The organism is Emticicia sp. C21 (genome assembly GCF_003418935.1).
Taxonomy (GTDB): Bacteria; Bacteroidota; Bacteroidia; order Cytophagales; family Spirosomataceae; genus Emticicia.
The window spans coordinates 37,102-59,940 of sequence record NZ_QVMT01000017.1 but is presented as its reverse complement, the minus strand read 5'-3'; the positions used below and the strand labels follow the sequence as shown (position 1 = coordinate 59,940).

Below are 22,839 nucleotides of genomic sequence, written 5' to 3'. Positions count from 1 at the left end.
ATTCTTACCAGATTTCTATGAAAATCCGCTACCAGGTCCTTTTTGGTTTATTCCTGCTTTCTATCATTACCTATCTTGACAGAGTCTGTATGAATGTAGTAAGTAAGTACGTCAAAGCAGATTTAGGCTTAAATAACGAATCATTTGGCTACGTTCTTGGGGCTTTTTCTCTTTCATACGCCCTTTTTGAATTACCAACTGGTATTTTAGGTGATAAAATTGGCCCTCGCAAGGTTTTGACAAGAGTGGTACTATGGTGGTCGGGCTTTACGGCTTTAACAGGAACGGCTTTCAGTTATATATATTTATTGGTTGTCAGATTTCTATTCGGGGCGGGCGAAGCCGGAGCTTTTCCGAATGCCTCTATTGTTATCTCCCGATGGTTTCCGTCTGTTGAAGTAGGCAGAGCACAATCTGTTATCTGGGCCGCCGGGCGATTAGGGGGAGCGTTGACACCTCTATTGGTAATACCTTTAGTGCATATAGCAGGCTGGCGTATGGCTTTTTTTATTTTAGGTCTGGTAGGAGCTTTATGGGCAATTGCCTGGTATTTCTGGTTTCGCGACACGCCTGCAGAAATGGCTGGAATCACTGAGAAAGAAGTAGAAGAAATAGAGACTAATAGAAAAAAAGTAGTTTCAGACCATCATGTTGACTGGAGAATTGTTATTAAAAACCCGAATGTCTGGGTGTTGATGCTGATGTGCCATTTATTCTTTTATGCTTCTTATTTCTTTACGAACTGGTCGTCAACCTATTTTCAGGAGGGCCGACACATGACCGAAGAACAAGCAAAGAATTTTGTTTCCTTATCTTATTTTTTAGGAGCTATCGGATGTATAGTAGGCGGATTTGCCAGTGACTTTCTCACTAAAAGATATGGACTGAAATTAGGCCGACGAATTGTAGGGGTATTAGGCTTGGGTAGTTCCAGTGTCTGTTTTTTAGCTTCGGGCTTAACAACTGATAATCAATTAGCGGGTTATTTATTATCACTTTGCGTTTTATTGAAAGACTTTACCTTACCAGTAGCTTTTGCCGTTTGTGTAGATATTGGTAAACAATACTCAGGAACAGTAGCAGGAGCCATGAACTTTGCCGGACAATTAGGTGGCTTTTTCATTACTATTATCTTTGGTATCATCGTGAACCAAACAGGCAACTTTAACTATCCTTTGTTTCTGATAGCAGGATGTTTAATAGTTGCTTCGATGTTATGGTTTGTCATTGATCCAACCAAAAATTTAGTGGTAGAAAAAGAAGCTTAAAAATCGCCATATTCTTTTTCTAAAATGGCCTGAATCTCTGCAATGTCATTTTTACTGGTTAAATCCGGTAAAACGTCAGAAATGGGAATAGTGTAAATGCTTTTAAGGACTTCATTCGCCCATAATCTTACTGTAACCGGTATTTCCTTCTCATTTCTGATAGGATGTAGAGGTGTTTTCTCTAAGAAAGGCAAGAGTTTATTAGCGGTAAAAGCGAAGATATTCCAGCTAATGCCTATGCGTGGCATAGTCTGTACAATTTCTTCCCATTCAGTATCATTGGGCTTTTCTAATAAATCAACCAGATAGCCTTCTTCATCTTTTTTGATAATAGCACAGTTACGCACACGTTCTATCGTATAGCCTTCTGTATCCCAATCAAGCATGGCATTGGGGTGAGTGTCGTCTACTAATAATTTGAAGGCTTTGGTTGGATAAAGGTTATCTCCATTGCAGGCAATAAAACGACTATCCTGCCAGGAAGGGAATTGCGCTAATGCTTGTTCAATAGCATCGGTTGTGCCCAAAGGCTTTTCTCTATTGTCAGGAATATATTGTCTGGCAAATTGTATATTAAGCCCCCAGTTATTGCCACTTGCTGTTAGGTTTTCGTAGTGAGGTTGGGTAACCGTATCCTTAGGATTCAATATCAGTACTACTTCTTTTATACCTGCTTTTGATGCATTATATAACACATAGTCCATGAAAGGGCGGCCATTTTTACCTATGCCTAACATACATTTAGGTAATGTATTTGCCTGTTCTATAAGCCTTGGGTCAAGAGAAGTGTCTGAATCCATAGCCTTTTTCATACGGGAGGACATACCCCCGGCCAAAATTAGAAGTTTCATGAAGAATGAGATTGCTATTCAATGGTTGGCAATATAATAATAATTGTCGAGCCATGCTCTACTTCTGATTCAATTGATATTCTTCCCCGATGGATTTCGATGATTCTTTTAGTAAGTGGCAGTCCTATGCCATGCCCGGATACCTCATGTGTGTTTACAGAACGATAAAAGGGCTTAAATATATGTTGTAAATCTTCTTCCGAAATACCTGCTCCTTGGTCAACAAAACGTACTTCAACCTCTTTCCTACGTGTATGAATTAATACTTGACAAACGGGTTCAGTACTATACTTACAGGCATTTTCCATAATATTCATAAAAGCCATTTTTAACAAAGCTCCATTACCCATAACCGTTATATCTTCCGACTCCGGAACTTCTTCAAAGCCTACATTTATTTCATAATGTGGTTTTTTCTGTATTAATTGTCCACGAGCTTGCCACAATAAATCATCAATTCTTACTTGTCTTAAATCTACCAGATGGGCATCTGCATTGGCTCTTACTAACTCTAATAATTCGTTTACCAACTTAATCATATCCTGCACCTCAGCTTTTACAGACTCCAGGGCTTGTCTGTATTCTTCATTACTACGCTCCTTCATCAGAGCTACCTCTGCCTGCCCTTGCATGATGGTTAGGGGTGTGCGTAACTCATGCGTTACATACGAAACGAAATTTCTTTGCTGGGTGTAGGCAAATTCCAGTCGGTCAAGTAAATCATTAAATGTTCGCGCCATTTGCCCTACTTCATCCTGCAAATTGGCTTCAGGTAATCGTTTATTCGAATCGTGTGCCGTAATTTGCTCCATACGGTCTGCTATCTGACCAATGGGTTTTACGTCGCGCTTTACAAAGAAGCGCATCATCAAAATAATAACAATGATAGCGATAAATGTTCCAACAATCAATAAGTCTCTTAGCCTCTCCTGTTTAGCATAGCCAAAATCATCAACTGCAGAGGCTGATAAAATTACTTTTTGATGTGTTTCCGGGATTTCGTAAAGAAATAAGATACGGTCTACCTCGAGGCTATCTATAGATACCTCTTTTTTCTTGAGTACATGTTTGAGTAAAGAGGGAGCAAGTTCTTTTTCGGCCGAAGCTACATAAATAGCCTTGCCATGCGTATCATAAATACCTGTGGCTTCACCGGTCATTCTGAATTCGGAATTGGTTTCGATACGCGCCAGAATCTGAGGGGTAAGAGAACTACTGTCGGCTAATAAACGTTCACGTGAAATCGCATTCTGTTTCAGAATTTTAAGAAACTCTTTCTGACGGAAATCAGCATAAAAATTATAGATGACAATAGAGAACGCCCCAAATAATATAGAAACGATCAGGGAGGCACGCAGTGGCTGTCTATCTACAATTTTCATTCGAATTCCTTAGTCTTCTTTCAGAATATAACCCATTCCTACTACAGTATGAATCAATTTAACTGTGAAATCTTTGTCGATTTTCTTTCGTAAGAAGTTAATATATACATCAATGGTGTTTGTACCTGTGTCAAAATGTATATCCCATACTTTTTCTGCAATATCAACACGTGATACTACACGACCTCTGTTGCGCATAAGATACTCTAATAACGCAAATTCACGGGCAGTCAAGTCAATAGTATGCTGGCCGCGTCTGGCTACCTTTTCGTTCAGGTCAAGCTCAAGATCAGCTACTTTTAATACGTTTTGTTGAGGCATCATATCGTTTGAACGACGTTGTAATGCTCTTAAACGCACCAATAATTCTCTAAATTCGAAAGGCTTTACCAGGTAGTCATCAGCACCGGCACCAAAACCTATTAATTTATCGTTGATACTTCCCATGGCAGTAAGCATCAGTATAGGCGTGCTTAATTGTTCTTGCCGGAGTTGCTGGGCTAAATCGAAACCATTTATTTTGGGCAAGTTTACATCTAGTACTAAAACATCGTAGGGATTACTCAATGCCATATTTTTACCAATTTGTCCATCAAACGCAACATCCACGTTACAGGCATTTTCTTCTAATCCTTTTTTAACAAATTCGGCAAGCTTAGGTTCATCTTCTACTACTAATACTCTCATATCGTTTGGCATAGTTATATTGATTTTAAGTTAATTAATAAATTTGATAAAATAAAATCTCAAAAAGTTTATTTAAAATTTGATAATACCATTTATGACGACAGCAAAGTTGAGAGCGCTACATGAAGATAGCTTTAATATGAAATTAAAAACAGGTTAAAAGCCTCTATGCTTTTCTATGAGTTAAAAAACATTGAAAGAAGTTTCCTTATATGTTCTAAGCCAATCCTGAAATCAGAATATTGTCAAAAAAAAAGCTGGGTCAAACTGCCCAGCCTTTGTCCTATTGAATCCACACAACTTTTATGAAAAAACTATATTACGTACTTAATAATATCGAATCTGAAAGTTTTTGAAAGCGAGAGATTAACAATCTTTTCGTCTTGTCTGCCACAAAATTAGAAGAAGCTATTAAAATTGTTATTAATAGCAGGTTAAAAAGGGATTAAAATACAAGAATGCAAATAAAAAAAAAGGACTGGAGTAAATGACTCCAGCCTTTCCCGCTACTAAATCCACACAACTTTTATCTTTAATATTTTTATCTAATGAAAATATTGTCTAATCCTTTAAAGCATTTCTCCGAAATCTTACCATTCTCTCCATTTCCTTTACTAAGGATTTCACATTCAAATATAAAAACGAAATTAATAACTAAACAAGTATTTTTTCAATTATTTATTTTTGATAGGACAAATTTAAAAAAAACTCTGGTAAAAAAACAAGAAATTTTATAATTTTCTTGAAATTTATTCGTTATCGGTCCTTATCTCCTCGTTTCTTAAGCCAAATTTAATACAAATTTTATATACTGCAAAATTTATATTTCAAAGAATTTATAGACGAATGGTAAAAATATAGCTACAAAACTTTTTTCTATTTATAGGCCATTTATTTTCCCTAACTCATTTATTTGGGTTTTTACTGCAAAGAAATATAAATATAATGAAATAAAATCATTTAATCTTTAAATTTTTATTGCTATCTCACGGTCTTGAATATAATAAGCTCTAGTTTTTAACTTTTATTATGTGCACAAAAAACTGCTCAGTTCATTAAGGTTGAGTTGATATAGTCGCCTCAGTTTTCTTTCCTTTAAATAGCCAGCGATAAACATCCCTGAATAATTCAGGTTGAAGTTCAGCACCGAAGCTATAATAAAAACCGTCGTAGTTTTGCTGAATATTCTGAGAGATGAGTGCATATCTGTACCCCCCCTGTATCGACAAACCTACCCATCTGGTGGCTTTCCATTTGGCATATAACCCTGATTGTACCGGAAGAAAAAAATCTTTTCTTTTCCAGATCTGAATTTCGGTTAATAATTCTGTACCTTGGTTTTTTGTGGCACCTATGCCCACCTCAACGGGCATACTTACACGCCAGCGTCTGGTTTCAATAAAATTCTTCCAGTACATCAGACTAAAAAAATATAAGTCTGTTTTGGTATAAGAATCCAGATTAACCAGTTTGGAGTTTGTTCTTCTGAAATCAATTAGTTTCTGATAAGAATTAAAGTTCAACCAATAATAACCCACTGTAATCTGGTTTCTTTTCTTTCCAAAAACAATACCTGTATTAACTCCCCAGATATTCACCCGTTGATTCTTAACAAAAGACCTGCGGGCGTCCCAGTTAAGGACAAAACCCAAACCTCTTTTAGGGGCATCAGGTGGCTTTAATAACATCGAATCTGACAACAAATGAGTACTTTGTGCCAGCGAGACTGAATATAGAAAAAAGTTAAAAAAAATTGAAGCTCCTAAGCAACAACAGACAGTATGTATTCTTTTTAAAAGAGACTTAATGCGCATTGATCAATCATAAATAATAAGATCATTAGTATCTATTTTATAACCAGATAGTTATCTTATTGTTTATTTTTTTTCTTGGCATCCGCTTTCTTGTCTGAATATATTTTGAATTGTTCAGGGGTGAGTATTTTTTCTAACTCTTTATTCTGCTTTTCTTCCAGGGCAGCCATCTTGTCTTTTGCATCAGAGATTTGCTGCGGAGTCGGGCGCTCAGTACCAAACTCTTTTTTTATTCTGTCGTATAAATCCTTACGTTGGTAAGCGTAGTCTTCATTTAAAGATGATATCAGAATTTCCTGCTCATCAGTTAGCTTTAGCTTTTTTACCATCCATTTGGTCTCTTCTTTAGCCAGTTCATCAGGGTCTAAAGGACCTTTTGGTTTTACATTATCAAATTCGCTTCCATATCTGTTAAGGCCTCCGCCATATCCACCACCATATCCACGACCATAGCCCGGATAATATTGCGCATGCGTATATAAAACGGACAAGAAGAAAACGCATATAAGACTTAGAGTAAACTTCAATATTTTTTGAGCGTTAAGCATAGGTATAATGTTTTTATTGATACAAAATTAAACTTTTTTGACGAATCACAATTTCAAAGACTCTATTTTGTGCAGACTCGCCATTGTATAACTTTGTTCGGAAAAATTTATTGTTGTCTGTATTGTACCCTTTAGCTTATCTTTCAGGCTAGAAAATCTGTTAAGATAAGGGTAAAATATTTCGCTAAAATTAATGGCTCTGCTTCTCAATAAACTCTTTAAAAGCTTTGCGATAAGTATCACTAATAGGCAAAAAAGTTTTTGCAGGAGTACCTGTCTGATAAGTAACGGGCACAATCTGTACTTTTTCCTTATCAATAGCCTCAATAGCATCAAAAGAAACGATATAGGAATTATGGATACGGATAAACTGGTTAGCAGGTAGTTGATTCTCAAAAGATTTAAGGGTTTGCAGCGGAACAATTCTTCGATCTTTGGTATAGATAATAATATAGTCTTTCAACCCTTCTACATAAATAATATCCTCTAATTTAACCTTTACCTGTTTAGTTCGGTCTTTTACAAAGATAAAAGGCTTAACAGGGCTGGTTTCCTGAACTGCTGCTTTTATGATAACTTGTAGTCGGCTCTTGGCTTTTTCCATAGCCTGCAGGAATCTTTCGAAAGTAATGGGTTTCAGGAGATAATCCATCACATCCAGTTCATACCCCTCTAAGGCATATTCAGGATAGGCAGTGGTAAGAATAATTAAGGGTTTTACAGGTAAGACTTTCAGTAAACTGATACCCGTCAGTTCAGGCATTTGGATATCAGAAATGAGTATATCAATAGCATTCGTGTGTAGAAAATCTAATGCTTCTAAGGGATTAGAAAAGGATTTTACTAGTTCCAGATAAGGTAACTTTTGTATATACTGCTCTAATAAGTTTCGGGCTAAGGGTTCGTCCTCAACAATAATACACCTCATGTTCATCACAAATCTAACTTTAACTGAATACTATGCTTACTATCTTTATTTTCTACTTTTAATTCGTGAGTGTTAGGATAGCTTAATTCCAGACGTCTTTTCAGGTTTTGCAATCCTATTCCGGAGCTTTCACGGGTAGTGCCATTCATTGAGACCAATGTACTATTTTCAACAGTATAAGTACAACTTTTGCCGTCTACATGCAGGAGTACTTTTACCCACGAATTAGGATCATTACCATTTACACCATGCTTAAAGGCGTTTTCCAGGAACGTAATCAATACCAAAGGTACTATCATTACCTGATTTGTATTGCCTTTTACTTCAAAATCTATAGGTATTTGATGATTCAACCGTAATTTTTCAAGGCCTATATAATTTTCTATATATTCAATCTCTTTGTCTAAAGGCACTTTGGCATGATTGGAATCATAGAGCATATAGCGCATCATTTTTGATAGCTTTGCAATCACCTCCGTTGTATTAGGCGAATTGGTAAATGCCAACGAATACAGATTATTGAGTGTATTGAATAAAAAGTGCGGGTTAATTTGGGCCTTTAAAAATCTTAGCTCAGCAATCAGTTTTTCGTTTTCTACTTCTTTTTTCCTGGCTTCCAGTTCAAACCAGTCTTCCACAAATTTCAACATCCCCACAAAAACGACAATGAAAATGGCGCTGATAAAACTTTTAATAAAGAATTTTGAACTATAGACCACCTCAATCCGTCGAATATCTCCACTATCAATATAGATCTGCCTTTTTACATAAATCAGAAAAACATGGAGTAAGAAAAAGGGAATAATGAACTCTAATAGGTATCGCCAGATATTTTTATGTTTAAGAAACCGGGGCAAAAAAAAGAAATAATTCATATAACTGGCAGCGGCTATAACTGAGACATGAGCAAGTGCGTCGATTAAAAGGCGGGTATAGCTACTTTCGTCGCCATTCTGAAAGCTAATCTGATAAAAGAAAAAAGAAAAGTAAGAACACCAGAATGCCAGATGAACTACCAGGATTCGGTGACGTTGAACAAAAAATTGAATAGCCATGCCTGAATAAAAAATGATAACGAAATACGCACATATTAGGTAATAAACAAATTATATAATTAATCTAAGACCAAGCTTTTATACAGTTTACTGGGTTTTACCGACTTGTTGTCGAAAAAACTCGACTGTTTTATAATAATTGTGGGTACTTGTCGAGAAAATATGCCAGATGGTATAATAGATGTTTGAACATATAATTTTTGTTAGTTGTTTTGAACAAAATTTAGGTTGAAAAGTTATTAATGTGAATTAAATAAACATTAAAGTGAAGTAATTAGTGAAACCTGAATCAAATGATTTTCATCTATAAAAAATACTCGAAAAAGAGTAATCAGAGTTTTATAGATTTTCGACTTAACAGATCATCTTTCTTTTGATGTTTAAAGAAGCGATAAAGATTTTAAATATAAAATTAGGTTAATAAAAAGGCTTGTTGCTTTGCGACAAGCTTCTTTTTTATATATTTGTCAATACAAAAGCTGTGATTAAAAAATAGAACTTTTCTGTGAAGACTGCTGAGAAAAACGTTAGCCTCAAACATAACCTCCAAATACAAGTATAATATTTCAAAAATTTAAAGCACGCGTTTATGAATCAAGAAATTATTAATTTGTTTGACGAGTATACTCACAAGCCCTTAAGTCGTGAGGAATTTATGAAACGCTTAGCCAAGCTTACCGGAAGCACCGCTGCAGCTTTGGCTGTACTACCTCTATTAGAAGTTAACTATGCACATGCGGCAACTGTGAATGAAGAAGATGATGACTTAATTATAGAAAGTATCACCTTTGCAGGAGATGACACAACTATGCGGGGTTATCTGACCAAACCAAAAGATGCTAAAGGAAAATTGGGGTCAGTAATTGTAATTCATGAGAACAGAGGCTTAAATCCACATATAAAAGATGTGGCAAGGCGTGTAGCTAAAGCGGGTTATTTAGCAGTAGCAGTAGATGCGCTATCACCCTTTGGAGGTACACCTGCCAATGAAGATGATGCAAGAGCGTTATTCGCTAAATTAGATGCGCAAAAGAATATCAATAATTTTCTGAAAGGATTAGACTACGTTCGGGCAAGACCTGAAAGTAATGGCAAAACAGGTGTTGTGGGTTTTTGTTGGGGTGGGGGGCTAGCCAACCAATTGGCAGTAAATTCACCTGAACTCAATGCAGCAGTGGCATACTACGGCCGTCAGGCAGATGCAGTGGATGTGCCCAAAATAAAAGCAGCCCTACAATTACACTATGGTGGCCTGGATGAAAGAGTAAATGCAGGTATCCCGGCTTATGAGACTGCATTAAAAGCTGCAGGAACTAGATATGAGTTATACGTATATGAAGGCGCCAACCATGCTTTCAATAACGATACTGCACCGACACGCTATAGCCCGGAGGCAGCAAAACTGGCATGGGAACGCACTTTAAGACTGTTTAAAGATACGCTATCTTAATAAAGAATGTTAGAGAATTTTCAAGGAAGATTCACGAATCAATAATTCAGGGGGAAGTATAATTTTTTCAAATTTTGCTTCTCCCTCTTTTTCTACATTCTGCGAGTTCAGAAAAAGCTGAGCAGCCTCCCTGCCAATTTCAAAACTTGGCTGCGAAATAGTTGTCAATGAAGGAGTGATATAGGCTGAAGAAGGGTCATTATCAAAACCAACTACGGCAATATCGGCAGGTACACTTAATCCTTCTGAACGAATTACAGATAAAGCACCAATAGCCGCGCGATCATTTACAGCAAAAATCCCATCTGGTCTATTTGGATTATCTAATAGCGTTTTAGTTGGGAAAATTGCTCTGTCTGATAGAAAGCCTGAGGTCTGAATCAGATCTTCATCAATTGACATCCCATGATTTTTTAAAGCATCTATATAACCCTCTAAGCGCTTTTCGGATACCGAAGTACCACTCTGACCCTTCAAATGGGCAATTCTTTTGCAACCCATTTTAATTAGGTGTTCTACGGCAATGTATGCTCCCTGATAATCATCTACTACGACCCGGCTCGATTTAAAGCCCTCATAATCACGGTCAATAAAGATAAGGCTCTTATTGGCATTGATGATTCTATCAAAATGCCCATAAAAACCTAAATTATAAGTCTCCTGACTCACAGAAAGGAAAATGGCATCTACACGGCTGGCCAATAATTGCTCAACATTTTGTGCTTCAATCTCGTGACTTTCCTGCGAAATAAAGATGCTGATAGTATAACCTAAGGGTTGCAAAACCGATTGTAAGCCTTCAATAACTGAGGCTTCAAGGTTACTGTATTTAAGAGAGGGGACAACGACACCCAGGGAGTAGGTCTTTTTATTCAATAAGCTCAACGAAACCTGATTTCGTTGATAATTCATTTTTTTAGCATATTCCTGAATGGTTTTACGTGTATCAATATTGATAGCGTCGTGGTCATTCAATGCCCTCGACACGGTCGAGGGCGAACATTTGAATTTTCTGGCAATATCTTTAATGGTAATTTGAGACTGTCCACTCATATACCGAGGTTCTTTTTTATATAATTTCGTGCTATTAAAGCATATTCTAAAGGATTAGCTTTGGCAGGGTCTTGTTCTGCCTCTACAATTGCCCAGCCTTTATAGCTATTTTCTTGCAAGATAGAGAATATTGCCGGAAAATTCATACAACCTTCTACATCTCCCGGAACGGTAAATGCACCGTTCTTAACGGCAGTCAAAAAACTCCATTTTTCATCATGTACTTTTTGTAATACTTTCGGACGAACATCTTTTAAATGCACATGTCCTACACGGCTCACATATTTTTTCAATGCTGCAACCGGGTCTTCTCCTGCAAAATAGAAGTGACCGCAATCGTAGTTCAGATATACATAATCAGGATTGGTATTTTCCAGAAACTTGTCCGTTTCCTCCATAGTCTGAACAATGGTACCCATATGATGATGGAAAGACAATTTAAAACCTCTGTCTGAAGCTATCTTACCTAATTCATTCATATTCTCACCATATTTTTTCCAGTCAGCAGCCGAATGTAACATGCCTTTACCCTCAAAAACAGGAACGGGTTTACCCTGGCAACTATTGCCAGTTTCTCCACCACCTACAATCGTGCAACCCATCGCCCCAAGGAAGTCAAGCAATTTGTTGAACTCTGTGATATTCTCCTGCAAAGATTTAGTAGTCAATTCATAGCTGAACCATTGATTGGCAATTTGCAGATCTCGTAAATTCAAGGCCTTCTTCAAAACCTCCGTATCACGTGGATATTTGTTTCCTACCTCACAACCTGCAAAGCCTGCAAGAGCCATTTCGCTAATACATTGTTCGAAAGTATTTTCTGCACCTAATTCCGGTAGATCATCGTTTGTCCAATTGATAGGAGCTACACCTAATTTGATATTTTGAGCACTCATATGAATAATACGTTAGTACGTTGTATGTCTTGAATAGATAATTAAATTATAAATAAATCTTCTGTGTCTTTTTATTCTCCTTATAAGTCTCATAAGCTTTTTGCACACCTTCTGATTCTGAAACTTCTGCAATAGGAACCTCCCACCAGGCATTATAGCCTTTAACAGTACGATATAAGCTCGTTTCTATGTAAATAACTGTTGTTCTATCTTGTTTCTTCGATTCGGCTAATGCGTTTTCTAAAGATTCTTTATCAGTAGCTTTAATAACTACTGCTCCCAGACTCTCAGCATTTTTAGCTAAATCAACAGGTAGGAAATCTCCTGATAATTGTCCGGTGTTTTCATCACGATACACATATCTTGTTCCGAAACGTTCACTACCAATACTTTGAGATAAACCACCGATGCTGGCAAACCCATTGTTGTTAAGCAATAAAATTGTAAAACGATACCCCTCCTGAATAGCCGTAACAATCTCATGATTATTCATCAGGTAACCACCATCGCCACAAATTACATATACTTCTCTTGAAGTATCAGCCATTTTAGCTCCTAAACCTGCAGCAATTTCATAACCCATCGTAGAGAATCCATATTCCAGATGGAAATTCTTAGGGTCAGTAGCGCGCCATAGTTTATGTAAATCTCCTGGGGCGGAGCCCGAAGCATTAATCATAATATCCCGATCTTCCATGAAACTATTTAAAGTACCAATTACGATGGCTTGATCAATAGGAGGTACTGTACCATTGCCCTCAGCATAAATCTGGGTTACTTCATCATCCCAGGCTTTATTCATTTGTTCAACTCGTGCTCTGTAATCAGCAGAAACTTCAAAATCACCCAATAGCTCAGCCAATTCTTCTAAAGTTGCTTTTGCATCACCCACCAATGGCAAGGCAGCATGCTTAAACGCATCAAAATCAGAAATATTTATATTAACAAACTTCACATCAGTATTCTGGAAAATTGATTTTGATGCTGTAGTAAAATCGCTATAGCGTGTGCCGATACCAATTACTACATCCGCTTCATTCGCAATTTCAATAGCATACTTAGTACCAGTAGCACCTAAACCACCGATAGCATAAGGTGCATCATAACGAACTGCTCCTTTACCAGCAAAGGTTTCGCCAACAGGAATACCCGTTTTAGTAGCAAACTGGTGTAATATAGTGTTAGCATCACTATAAGTAGCACCACCACCTGCCACAATTACAGGAGATTTTGCGTTACGAATCAATTCAGCCGCTTTTTTCAAAGCAGTCACATCGGGCCTAGGACGGGCTACATTCCATACTCTTTTCCTGAATAATTCTTCAGGGTATTCATAGGCAAAGGTCTGTACATCTTGCGGCATCGAAAGCGTAACTGTTCCCATTTCCGCCTGCGAAGTAAGCACCCGCATCACTTCAGGCAAAGAGTATATCAATTGTTCCGGCCTGCTGATTCTATCCCAGTATTTAGACACTGGCTTAAAACAATCATTAACCGATATATCTTGTGTAACACTACTTTCTAATTGTTGTAAAACAGGGTTTGGCTCACGAGTAGCAAAAATATCACCTGGTAAAAGTAACACAGGTAAGCGATTGATGGTAGCCAGGGCAGCTCCGGTTATCATATTGGTAGCACCGGGGCCTATCGAAGACGTACAAACCATAGCACCTAAACGGTTTTTTACCTTAGCATAAGCAACGGCTGTATGCACCATCGATTGCTCATTACGGCATTGATAATACCGAAAATCAGGGTTTTGTTGCAATGCCTGCCCTAGACCAGCTACATTACCATGACCGAAAATACCGAAGCAACCTCCAAAATAAGGTTGTTCAATACCATCTCTTTCGATGAACTGGTTTTTTAAGAATTTTATAGTTGCCTGTGCAACGGTTAGCTTGATAGTCATTTCATTGGTGATTGAGTGAATGAGCGATTGAGTGATTATTATTTCACTCTTAACTAATTCCAAAGTCGACTCCTTTACCTGTGGTGCCGAAATCGTCAAATTTATTGAGCATGAATTTTACGTATTCTTCCATCAGAACTTTACCAGGTGATGTTGGGGCAAATTGTTCCGGGGTATCTCTGAAAAACTCACGTGTTACTCTTGTCCATAATAATCTGGTATCCGTAGCAATATTTATTTTACAAACGCCCAGGCTGATAGCTTTCTGGATTTCGGCCATCGATACGCCCTGGGCATCTTCTTTCAAAGCGCCACCTGCATTATTAATACGACGAATTTCCTCAGGATTGACTGATGAACCACCATGCAATACCAATGGAAACTCAGGTAAACGCTGCTGAATTTCTTCTAATATATGAAACTGAATTCCTTGTTTGCCTTTGAATTTATAGGCCCCATGACTAGTCCCAACAGCAATTGCCAGACAATCGCAATCGGTTGCTTTTACAAATCTTTCTACATCTTTTGGATTGGTATAAGACGATTTTCCTGCTTCGATGACAATATCATCTTCAATACCTGCCAGTACACCCAATTCTGCTTCAACACTAATGCCTTTGGCATGTGCTCTGTCAACAACAGCTTTGGTACGTGCTACGTTGGTATCAAAATCATCATGAGAGGCATCAATCATCACTGAGCTATACCCTCCACTATCAATGGCATCATAAATATGTTCTTCCACTCCATGATCTACATGCACTGCGTAAACTACTTTCGAATAAATCTTGGCCGCTGCCTCAATCATGGCAAGCAACATCTTAGGATGAGCATAATCACGGGCAAAGGGAGTAGTCTGTATAATAAAAGGAGCATTGGCTTTTTCTGCGGCTGCAAAAAGGCCGTGCACCTCTTCCATAAAAAAGACATTTACGGCAGGAATACCATATTTGCCATAACTCTTCCTGAATATTTCTTTGGTTGTTAAAAGCATTGTTAAAAAATTGTGGCGCGAGCCGGGCGACGTTCGCGTCCCGTTCGCAGTAAATAAATATTGATAATCTTAAATTAGTCCAAACTAGTCTCACCAGAAGGCTGTATATAAAGCTACTAGAACCCCGCAGATAATAATACTATAAATGATAAATCCAGTCGTGAAATTGGGCTTAGGCACTCCAATGTCCATGCCTTTAGCATTATCTGCATTTTTCGATGTCAAACTGATAGCTACCATAAGTGCTACTAAAATCAGAAAGATAATACCCATGCGGTCAAGGAAAGGAATTTCTTCAAACCAGAGTTTACCACCTAAAGATAATGGAATAGTCAATAATGCAGCAACCAAGGCAGCAGTGCCTGTAGTACGTTTCCAGAATAAACCTAAGAAGAAAATAGCAAAAACTCCCGGGGTAATAAAGCTTGAATACTCCTGCACAAACTGATAAGCTTGGTCAAGTACACGTAGTTGTGGCGCAATCAATGCCGCAATACCCATAGCTACCCATACTGCAATACGACCTACTTTTACCAGATGTTTGTCAGAAGCATCAGGTCTGATATAAATTTTATAAATATCTAAAGAAAAAATCGTTGAGATACTATTGGCTTTTCCGGCTAATGAGGCTACAATGGCAGCGGTTAAAGCAGCAAAAGCAATCCCTTTCAGTCCTGATGGTAATAAATTCAAAAGAACCGGATAGGCATGATCAGGTTTTACAACTCCTGCTGCATCTAACATTTCTTTTTGAAATACCCCATTCTGATATAATACAAAAGCAGCAATACCCGGAATAACTACAATTAAGGGAATCAATAATTTTAGGAAAGCGGCAAAGACGATCCCTTGGCGGGCAGTTTTTAGGTCAGCTCCCAGAGTACGTTGTACAATATATTGATTGCAACCCCAGTAATTCAGGTTATTTACCCACATAGCACCTATGATTACCGTTAAACCCGGTAAGTCTTTATAGTAAGGGCTGGATTTTGGCAAAATCATATGAAAATGCGAATCCGCTTGTTCTTTCAAAGTACCAAAAGCACTGAGAATATTGGGCTTATCGAAATGTTTAGCCACCAAATCCATTGCCAGATAAGTTGTAATCAATCCACCTAATACCAAAACAACCACTTGAATTACGTCAGTATAACCTATCACTTTCATACCACCAATAGTGATAATAATAGCAAAAACTGCTAGAGCGATAATCGACATATTGAAATCGACTCCTGCGGTTACCTCCAACGCCAAAGCTCCCAGATAAAGAATAGAAGTAAGGTTTACAAACACATAGAGCAATAGCCAGAAAACAGCCATCGTCGTAGCTACTACGGGATTATAACGCTGACGCAAAAACTGCGGCATGGTATAAATCTTGTTTCTCAGATAAACAGGCAGAAAGAATACAGCAACTACTAAAAGCGTAGCAGCCGACATCCACTCGTAAGAAGATATGGCCAAACCAATAGCAAAGCCTGAGCCTGACATACCGATAAAGTGTTCTGCCGAAATATTAGAAGCAATCAATGAAGCACCAATTGCCCAGAAAGTAAGCGAACCTTCTGCCAAGAAATAACCGTTGGCTGTGTTGTTATCAGCACTTTTTTTACGAAATACCCAGTAGCCATACCCGAGTATGAGAACAAAGTATAGAAAGAATACTACATAGTCGAGCGTGTGTAAACCGGATGATTCCATTCAATTAATTGCAGGTTATAAGGGTGAATAGGTTACTTTTAGGCACTCTCAGACTATTGTGCCATTAAGGCATTTAACACTTCTTCTATTTTAACGGGTTTTTCTTCCTGACAAGACTGTTTAGCGGCAATAGCAATGGCTGTAGCCATTAATCCATCATGTGCATCTACAGGTACTTTCTCACCTTTCAACACGCTCGAAACAAATACATTTATTTCATTCACATAAGACTCGGCATATCTTTCTAAGAAAAAGTTCAAAGGCAACGATAAATGCCCTCCTTTTTCATTATAATACTCGTGGGTATCAGGCGTATTATTTTTGGTTTGTGTCATACCTCCCGAGCCAAAAACCTCAATGCGTTGGTCGTAGCCATAGACTGCCTTACGGCTATTATCAATTACACCTACAGCTCCATTCGCAAATGTCAGGGTAGTGATGGCCGTATCAATATCACCTTCATCACCAATGCGTGAATCTACCAATACTTTACCTTTAGCATATACTTCTACCACTTCGCTATTCATTACGTAACGTGCCATATCAAAATCATGAATAGCCATATCCATAAATAGTCCACCTGACGATTTTACATATTCTATCTGCGGCGGATTAGGGTCGCGACTGGTAATTTTCAATATATGTGGATCACCAACCAATCCTTCATGCACCATTTCTTTCACTTTCAAAAAGTTGGCATCAAAGCGACGGTTAAAGCCCAGCATTAATTGCACATTAGCTAATTCAGCCGCTTCTTTAGCTGCCAGAATCTGGTCTATACTTAAATCAAGTGGTTTTTCGCAGAAAATATGTTTACCATGTTGCGCTGCTAGAATAGTATATGGTACGTGCGTTGGGGTAGGGGTACAGATAACCACTGCATCAACCTCCGGGTTAGTTAGCACCGATTCAGGGCTTGTAGAAACGTTTTCTACGCCGTGTCTTCTAGCAAAATCCAGAAGATTCTCAGAGATGTCTGCCGCAGCAACTACTTCAGCATTTTTTATTCGAGTGGCTATATTGGAAAGGTGGATTTGTCCGATACGACCTAATCCAACGATACCGATTTTTAAAGTATTTTTCATTAATATTATATAGGTAAATTATAGTTCGAATAGAATTGTTGGGTGGATTCATTAGAATTTACGTGTCCATTCTTTCAACCAGCGTTCAATCACCACTTTGGTTTGGGTAAAGAACTCAACCGAGTGCATACCCTGACCATGTAAATCGCCAAAGAAACTATCTTTCCAGCCTGAGAATGGGAATTGAGCCATCGGGGCGGCCACTCCAATATTGATACCAATATTTCCGGCATCTGCATCATGTCTGAATTTTCTCGCACTGGCACCACTACTTGTAAAAATACAGGCCGCATTACCATATTTACCACTATTAATATACTCAATGGCTTCATCCACATTGTTCAGGTGCATAAGTGACATTACCGGGCCAAAAATTTCGGTTTCTGCCACATGGCTGCTTAATGGAATGTCTTCTATAATAGTTGGTAAGATGAAGTTACCGTTTTCAAATCCTGATACTTTGGCATTGCTTCCATCAACCAATAGCCTTCCACCTTCACGCACTCCCTGTTGAATCAATTGCTCAACTCTGTTCTTGCTTTCAGGAGTTATGACAGGCCCCATCAGACTCTTTTCGTCTAATCCGAAACCAGTTGTACGACCTTTTGCCGCTTCAACGAGACTTTCTGTAATTTGCTTATGGTCTCCAATAGTAATAATCGTTGAAGCCGCTAAACAACGTTGTCCGGCACAGCCATATACGCTATCAGTAATAATCTGAGTTGTCATTTCAATATCCGCATCAGGTAATACCAATACCGGGTTTTTAGCTCCACCCTGTGCCTGTACTCTTTTACCATACAAAGCGCCCTGTGAATACACATAGCGAGCAACATTACTTGAGCCTACAAAACTGATAGCGCGGATAACCGGGTGTTGCAAAATACCGTCAACCACCTCTTTGGTGCCATGTACCAGATTTATTACCCCTGTTGGTAAATCAAGTTTTTCCATCAATTCTACAACCTTTGTCATAGTTAAAGGTACTTTCTCAGATGGCTTTATAATATAGGTATTACCGCAGGCAATAGCATAAGGCAGGAACCAGAACGGAATCATGCCAGGAAAGTTGAAAGGAGAGATACAGGCACACACGCCTACTGGCTGGCGAATCATAAATTCATCCACTCCTCTGGCAATATCTTCCGAGAAATCCCCCTGCATCATTGTTGGTATGCCACAAGCATTTTCTACGTTTTCAATGGCACGTTGCATTTCTGCTTTTGCTTCGCCAAAGGTCTTGCCACTTTCAAGTACGATGGTTCTTGAAATATCATCAATATTATCTTCTAATAGTGTTTTCAGTTTAAATAGGTATTGTACCCTGCGGTGAGCCGGAATATTTCTCCATTCCGGGAATGCTTTGGCAGCAGCTTCAGCTGCTTTTTGTACATCTTGTACCGAACCTTGTGGCACTTTCGCTATCACTTCCTGATTAGCAGGATTTTTCACATCTAATGTCGCCTCAGAGTAGCTACTTACCCAATGTCCGTCTATATAGTTATTTAACTTTACCATGTATTTTAATAGAATTTTTCTGATTGATTATAACCCCCCTTTACTATTGGCAAAAGCCATTGCTTCTTCAAGCGTTGCCATAAAATTTGCACAGCCATGCTTAGTTACCATAATAGCACCTGTGGCATTAGCCATTCGCACCGCTTTGAATAGCTCCCAGCCTTGCAGATAGCCATACATAAAGCCTGCAGCAAATGAATCTCCTGCGCCTAATACGTTAACTACCTCAATCGGAAAGCCTGGTACTTTTACTTCTTCTTCCCCCTGGCGGAAAATGGAAGCACCCTCTGCTCCTCGTTTAACAATCAGCGTCTTGACGCCTTTCCGCAAAATCTCCTGAATGGCATTGTCGATATTACCTCTGATTTCAGGAGCAGAGATTTGTTGATGCTTAATTTCTAATTGTTTGGGGTCTGTCATAAAGGTAGCCAGAATTTCTTCTTCTGTGCCTAAGACAAAATCCATGTAAGGAAGCGCGGCTCTGATGGTTACACCAAAAGCCAGTGGGTCGAACCATTGGTCAGCACGGAAGTCGATGTCAAGTGCCGTTACAGCTCCATGTTTTTTTGCTTCTTCAATGGCATAAAACATGGCAGTACGGCTAGGATCTTTACTAAAAGCAGTACCTGAAAACATAACCGAGCGATACTGTGAAATATCAGCTTGTCGGATATGGTCAAGATTTATTTGAATATCTGCACAATTATCGCGGTAATACACTAAGGGGAATCTATCCGGCGGCTCAATCCCTAAAATAACTGCCGAACTACGAGCAGTATTAATAGTCGGAATTGCAGCCGTGTTAATACCTTCTTTATCTAAGAAGTTGAGAATAAACTTCCCAACCTGATCATTGCCTACAGCTGTTAAAAACGCGGTATTCAAACCCAGGCGTTTACAACCAACCGCAATATTCAAAGGTGAACCCCCTACAAATGCGCCGAATGAGGTAATATCAACAAAAGGCGAGCCTATATCATTAGAATATAAGTCAATAGAGGAGCGCCCCATTGTCAGAATATCATATTTCTTAGTATTTTCTTGCATGCAAAATTAGTTATACGTTCATATCTGCCGTTACCAATGGTAATCTGGCGTCTTGTGTTTTCCAGGTACCATAAATCCATTCATGGTCTGGATCATTAGTAGCAGTGAGAACCTGATCACTTCCGGCTAAAAAGTTGAGATAATAAGCGTGGTATCCGTGGCAAGCCGCAACAGGGTGATAACCCTTAGGAACCAATACTGCCTCGTTGTTTCGGGCACGAATGATTTCATCTAAGCTTCTATCGTAGGTATACACCTGCTGAATGGCATACGCCTGCGGAGACTGGAATTTATAAAAGTAGATTTCTTCAAGTTCAGCTTCAATCAGTTTCCCATCTGTATCTACTTTTCTTTCATCATGCTTATGTGCAGGGAAAGAACTCCAGTTACCAGATGGCGTATACACTTCCACGCAAACAATTTTATGACAAGGAAAACCCGGCTGAATCAGGCTATTTATCTGACGATTGGCATTATCACCTCCTCTTAATTCTATCGCACATTCTTGCGGTTGTTTCAGATACGGCTGAAAATCCTGATCAGTTTCTACCCATGAGTAAGCGATGTCTAGCGTATCACTAGTAGCTGTAAGTGTGAATTTAGTATGACGGGGTAAATAAAGGGTATGAGCAATGCCACTGAAAACATCTTTGCGTCCGTTGGTTACTTCCCAGTTGCCTTTATCTGAATTTACTTTAAAATTCCCACCTAAAATCACAATGGCCATTTCATGCTCGGTAGTATCATGTTCCCAGGTTTCACCATTTTGCATCAGCCGCGCACCAAAATTCAGATATGTCCAACCAACTTCATCGGCAGTAAAGTTTTGATAAACATGTTTTTGTTGTGCTTTAACTAAAAGATTCAGGTTGTTCATACAAAGGATACAGCTAAATAGCAGGCTATAGGTTAATTTTTTGTTGTAACTTGTATAGACAAGTTGGGGCAAAATTAGTTTATCTGTTTTGTGCAGACAAACTTTAGACAGAGAATAATTGTCGGGAAGACAAATAACAGATGCAATAGTATTATATAAAGACTAAATATAAAAATATTTATTTTCGCAAACGTTTCAAATCGTCGTGCAAACGTTTTAAATTGTTTCGGTAAAAACCAGAAATGTAAAGTGTACCGATGAGAGTAAACATTTAGTTGGATTTTTTAGTTGTTTTGAGTGAATTATAAAATCTGCTTAATACAAAAGAATGCCGAGTGATTTACGGAATATGTCGACTTGCGCAGAGGTATTGCGACCTGTTTTCTAATCTTTGTTGAACTTAAATAAGTTAATATTTTGTTAAAACAAGAAAAAATACTTGTAGATAAATTCTATGTATCTACATTTGTCTCTTAATCAATTCACTATTATTAATTAAAATTACTCAGACTAATGAAAAAAACAGTTGTTTTGGTACTTAGCCTATTGGCGTCAGTTAGCGCATTTGCTCAGACGTGGTCAGTTGACAAAGCTCACGCAAAAGTAAACTTTACTGTAACGCACTTAATGCTATCAGAAGTAGATGGTACATTCAGAAATTTCGATGCTAAACTTACTTCATCTAAAGAAGATTTTTCAGATGCAGTTTTTGAATTCACTATCGATGCAAAAAGTGTAAATACCAACCAGGAAAATAGAGATGCTCACTTGAACAGAGCTGATATGTTTGATACAGAAAAATATCCAACAATCACTTACAAAAGCACATCTATCAAACCAGTGGGCCCTAAGAAATTCCAGTTAACTGGTGATTTGACAATTAAAGGCGTAACCAAACCTGTAACTGTAGACTTGACTTTGGTTGGTACTGGCCAAAACCGTCAAGGTAAAAAACTAGCTGGTTTCAAAGCTTCTGGTACAATCAACCGTACAGCTTTTGGTGTAGGTGCAATGCCTGCAGCAGTTGTTAGCGAAGAAGTAGAACTAAGAGCCAGTGGCGAATTCGTAGCAAACTAATTTTTAATAAATTGTTAAAAAGAGACTTACTATGAGCAGTAAGTCTCTTTTTTGTTACATTTACTTTGAAAACTGTTTGATTCATAAAATTTTAACTCCAACAGTTTCTTTTAACTTTTAAAATTCTATTACTATGAAAAAAACATCTTTACTACTAAGCCTATTGACACTATTTGTTTTTAGCTTTACAAATGCCAGCGCACTTGATAAAGAGCAAATGATAAAAGAGTGGGAGAGAGCCAAAACCTACACTAAATTGTACCTGGAAACAATGCCTGACGATGGCTTTGATTTCAAACCATCACCTGATATTCGTTCATTTGCCGACCAAATGATGCACTTATCTAATGCCAATTATAACTTTGCTTCTTTGGCGAGCGGTGTTAAAAGCCCTGTTGAAAGAGGGTCGCTTGAGAAATCTGCAGATAAGTCGAAAGCAACCACAACTAAAACGGTACTAGACAGCTACGATTTCGTGATTAATGCTTTGAAAGGTATGACTGACGCACAAATGAAAGAAATGGTGAAAATGGGTAATAATGAAATGAACAAAGAAATGGTTTTTGCCAAAGCCTTTGAACACCAGACCCACCACCGTGGACAAACCACGATTTATATCCGTATGAAGGGTATAAAACCACCGAATGAAATGTTATTCTAAGCAAAATATAACCCGTTTGAAGTATTCTTTAAACG

20 protein-coding genes are annotated in these 22,839 nt (G+C 38.2%); 4 read left to right on the top strand and 16 right to left on the bottom strand.

The window, feature by feature from the left end; genetic code table 11:
* The first annotated feature begins 17 nt into the window (after window positions 1-17).
* On the top strand, window positions 18-1,268 hold the full coding sequence (locus D0T08_RS25340) for an MFS transporter (RefSeq protein WP_116985553.1): 1,251 nt from the start codon (window positions 18-20) through the stop codon (window positions 1,266-1,268).
* Here D0T08_RS25340 and D0T08_RS25335 read toward each other — a convergent pair.
* The 7 genes from D0T08_RS25335 to D0T08_RS25305 form a co-directional block, all read right to left on the bottom strand.
* A complete protein-coding gene (locus tag D0T08_RS25335; RefSeq protein WP_116985552.1) occupies window positions 1,265-2,119 on the bottom strand; it encodes a sugar phosphate nucleotidyltransferase in 855 nt (284 codons plus the stop codon). The genes D0T08_RS25340 and D0T08_RS25335 overlap by 4 nt on opposite strands.
* 14 nt (window positions 2,120-2,133) lie before the next feature.
* A complete protein-coding gene (locus D0T08_RS25330; protein ID WP_116985551.1) occupies window positions 2,134-3,501 on the bottom strand; it encodes an ATP-binding protein in 1,368 nt (455 codons plus the stop codon).
* A 9-nt stretch (window positions 3,502-3,510) separates the two neighbouring features.
* Window positions 3,511-4,188, bottom strand: coding sequence for a response regulator transcription factor (locus D0T08_RS25325; protein WP_116985573.1), 678 nt, complete (start codon window positions 4,186-4,188; stop codon window positions 3,511-3,513).
* Window positions 4,189-5,243: 1,055 nt separating this feature from the next.
* Window positions 5,244-5,876, bottom strand: coding sequence for a hypothetical protein (locus tag D0T08_RS25320; protein WP_229239051.1), 633 nt, complete (start codon window positions 5,874-5,876; stop codon window positions 5,244-5,246).
* A gap of 182 nt (window positions 5,877-6,058) precedes the next feature.
* Window positions 6,059-6,550, bottom strand: a complete 492-nt coding sequence (locus D0T08_RS25315) for a hypothetical protein (RefSeq protein WP_116985549.1) — start codon at window positions 6,548-6,550, stop codon at window positions 6,059-6,061.
* A 190-nt stretch (window positions 6,551-6,740) separates the two neighbouring features.
* Window positions 6,741-7,484 carry a LytTR family DNA-binding domain-containing protein gene (locus D0T08_RS25310; protein ID WP_116985548.1) on the bottom strand — a complete coding sequence of 248 codons (744 nt, stop codon included), beginning with the start codon at window positions 7,482-7,484 and terminating at the stop codon, window positions 6,741-6,743.
* The gene (locus tag D0T08_RS25305) at window positions 7,484-8,533 is read right to left on the bottom strand and encodes a sensor histidine kinase (protein ID WP_116985547.1); all 1,050 of its coding nucleotides are present in this window, start codon (window positions 8,531-8,533) and stop codon (window positions 7,484-7,486) included. The genes D0T08_RS25310 and D0T08_RS25305 overlap by 1 nt, the downstream gene beginning before the upstream one ends.
* A 589-nt stretch (window positions 8,534-9,122) precedes the next feature.
* Between D0T08_RS25305 and D0T08_RS25300 the strand changes: the two genes are divergently transcribed.
* Entirely contained in the window at window positions 9,123-9,983 is an 861-nt protein-coding gene (locus D0T08_RS25300) for a dienelactone hydrolase family protein (RefSeq protein WP_116985546.1), read from the top strand.
* Window positions 9,984-9,992: 9 nt separating this feature from the next.
* Here D0T08_RS25300 and D0T08_RS25295 read toward each other — a convergent pair whose 3' ends face one another.
* The 9 genes from D0T08_RS25295 to iolB form a co-directional block, all read right to left on the bottom strand.
* Window positions 9,993-11,036: a LacI family DNA-binding transcriptional regulator gene (locus D0T08_RS25295; protein WP_116985545.1), complete on the bottom strand. Its 1,044-nt coding sequence runs from the start codon at window positions 11,034-11,036 to the stop codon at window positions 9,993-9,995.
* Entirely contained in the window at window positions 11,033-11,932 is a 900-nt protein-coding gene (iolE, locus tag D0T08_RS25290) for a myo-inosose-2 dehydratase (RefSeq protein WP_116985544.1), read from the bottom strand. The genes D0T08_RS25295 and iolE overlap by 4 nt, the downstream gene beginning before the upstream one ends.
* Before the next feature lie 46 nt (window positions 11,933-11,978).
* Entirely contained in the window at window positions 11,979-13,844 is a 1,866-nt protein-coding gene (gene iolD / locus D0T08_RS25285) for a 3D-(3,5/4)-trihydroxycyclohexane-1,2-dione acylhydrolase (decyclizing) (protein ID WP_116985543.1), read from the bottom strand.
* A 49-nt stretch (window positions 13,845-13,893) separates the two neighbouring features.
* The gene (locus D0T08_RS25280) at window positions 13,894-14,838 is read right to left on the bottom strand and encodes a class II fructose-bisphosphate aldolase (protein WP_116985542.1); all 945 of its coding nucleotides are present in this window, start codon (window positions 14,836-14,838) and stop codon (window positions 13,894-13,896) included.
* A 90-nt stretch (window positions 14,839-14,928) separates the two neighbouring features.
* A complete protein-coding gene (locus D0T08_RS25275; RefSeq protein ID WP_116985541.1) occupies window positions 14,929-16,539 on the bottom strand; it encodes a sodium/sugar symporter in 1,611 nt (536 codons plus the stop codon).
* Window positions 16,540-16,592: 53 nt separating this feature from the next.
* Window positions 16,593-17,624 carry an inositol 2-dehydrogenase gene (gene iolG, locus D0T08_RS25270; RefSeq protein ID WP_116985540.1) on the bottom strand — a complete coding sequence of 344 codons (1,032 nt, stop codon included), beginning with the start codon at window positions 17,622-17,624 and terminating at the stop codon, window positions 16,593-16,595.
* Window positions 17,625-17,675: 51 nt separating this feature from the next.
* Window positions 17,676-19,142 carry a CoA-acylating methylmalonate-semialdehyde dehydrogenase gene (locus D0T08_RS25265; protein ID WP_116985539.1) on the bottom strand — a complete coding sequence of 489 codons (1,467 nt, stop codon included), beginning with the start codon at window positions 19,140-19,142 and terminating at the stop codon, window positions 17,676-17,678.
* 27 nt (window positions 19,143-19,169) lie between these two features.
* A complete protein-coding gene (gene iolC / locus D0T08_RS25260; RefSeq protein ID WP_116985538.1) occupies window positions 19,170-20,189 on the bottom strand; it encodes a 5-dehydro-2-deoxygluconokinase in 1,020 nt (339 codons plus the stop codon).
* A 10-nt stretch (window positions 20,190-20,199) separates the two neighbouring features.
* The gene (gene iolB / locus D0T08_RS25255) at window positions 20,200-21,066 is read right to left on the bottom strand and encodes a 5-deoxy-glucuronate isomerase (protein WP_116985537.1); all 867 of its coding nucleotides are present in this window, start codon (window positions 21,064-21,066) and stop codon (window positions 20,200-20,202) included.
* A gap of 513 nt (window positions 21,067-21,579) precedes the next feature.
* Between iolB and D0T08_RS25250 the strand changes: the two genes are divergently transcribed.
* Both D0T08_RS25250 and D0T08_RS25245 read left to right on the top strand, forming a co-directional pair.
* Window positions 21,580-22,143 (top strand): YceI family protein, encoded by a 564-nt coding sequence (locus D0T08_RS25250; RefSeq protein ID WP_116985536.1) that lies wholly within the window; start codon window positions 21,580-21,582, stop codon window positions 22,141-22,143.
* Between the two features lie 133 nt (window positions 22,144-22,276).
* Entirely contained in the window at window positions 22,277-22,804 is a 528-nt protein-coding gene (locus tag D0T08_RS25245; protein ID WP_116985535.1) for a DinB family protein, read from the top strand.
* The last annotated feature ends 35 nt before the right edge of the window (window positions 22,805-22,839 follow it).

Excerpts from the sequence above, each read along its gene's own strand:
- D0T08_RS25340 (WP_116985553.1), top strand. The coding sequence starts at position 18 with ATGAAAATCCGCTACCAGGTCCTTTTTGGTTTATTCCTGCTTTCTATC.
- D0T08_RS25335 (WP_116985552.1), bottom strand. The coding sequence starts at position 2,119 with ATGAAACTTCTAATTTTGGCCGGGGGTATGTCCTCCCGTATGAAAAAG.
- D0T08_RS25330 (WP_116985551.1), bottom strand. The coding sequence starts at position 3,501 with ATGAAAATTGTAGATAGACAGCCACTGCGTGCCTCCCTGATCGTTTCT.
- D0T08_RS25325 (WP_116985573.1), bottom strand. The coding sequence starts at position 4,188 with ATGAGAGTATTAGTAGTAGAAGATGAACCTAAGCTTGCCGAATTTGTT.
- D0T08_RS25320 (WP_229239051.1), bottom strand. The coding sequence starts at position 5,876 with ATGTTATTAAAGCCACCTGATGCCCCTAAAAGAGGTTTGGGTTTTGTC.
- D0T08_RS25315 (WP_116985549.1), bottom strand. The coding sequence starts at position 6,550 with ATGCTTAACGCTCAAAAAATATTGAAGTTTACTCTAAGTCTTATATGC.
- D0T08_RS25310 (WP_116985548.1), bottom strand. The coding sequence starts at position 7,484 with ATGAACATGAGGTGTATTATTGTTGAGGACGAACCCTTAGCCCGAAAC.
- D0T08_RS25305 (WP_116985547.1), bottom strand. The coding sequence starts at position 8,533 with ATGGCTATTCAATTTTTTGTTCAACGTCACCGAATCCTGGTAGTTCAT.
- D0T08_RS25300 (WP_116985546.1), top strand. The coding sequence starts at position 9,123 with ATGAATCAAGAAATTATTAATTTGTTTGACGAGTATACTCACAAGCCC.
- D0T08_RS25295 (WP_116985545.1), bottom strand. The coding sequence starts at position 11,036 with ATGAGTGGACAGTCTCAAATTACCATTAAAGATATTGCCAGAAAATTC.
- iolE (WP_116985544.1), bottom strand. The coding sequence starts at position 11,932 with ATGAGTGCTCAAAATATCAAATTAGGTGTAGCTCCTATCAATTGGACA.
- iolD (WP_116985543.1), bottom strand. The coding sequence starts at position 13,844 with ATGACTATCAAGCTAACCGTTGCACAGGCAACTATAAAATTCTTAAAA.
- D0T08_RS25280 (WP_116985542.1), bottom strand. The coding sequence starts at position 14,838 with ATGCTTTTAACAACCAAAGAAATATTCAGGAAGAGTTATGGCAAATAT.
- D0T08_RS25275 (WP_116985541.1), bottom strand. The coding sequence starts at position 16,539 with ATGGAATCATCCGGTTTACACACGCTCGACTATGTAGTATTCTTTCTA.
- iolG (WP_116985540.1), bottom strand. The coding sequence starts at position 17,624 with ATGAAAAATACTTTAAAAATCGGTATCGTTGGATTAGGTCGTATCGGA.
- D0T08_RS25265 (WP_116985539.1), bottom strand. The coding sequence starts at position 19,142 with ATGGTAAAGTTAAATAACTATATAGACGGACATTGGGTAAGTAGCTAC.
- iolC (WP_116985538.1), bottom strand. The coding sequence starts at position 20,189 with ATGCAAGAAAATACTAAGAAATATGATATTCTGACAATGGGGCGCTCC.
- iolB (WP_116985537.1), bottom strand. The coding sequence starts at position 21,066 with ATGAACAACCTGAATCTTTTAGTTAAAGCACAACAAAAACATGTTTAT.
- D0T08_RS25250 (WP_116985536.1), top strand. The coding sequence starts at position 21,580 with ATGAAAAAAACAGTTGTTTTGGTACTTAGCCTATTGGCGTCAGTTAGC.
- D0T08_RS25245 (WP_116985535.1), top strand. The coding sequence starts at position 22,277 with ATGAAAAAAACATCTTTACTACTAAGCCTATTGACACTATTTGTTTTT.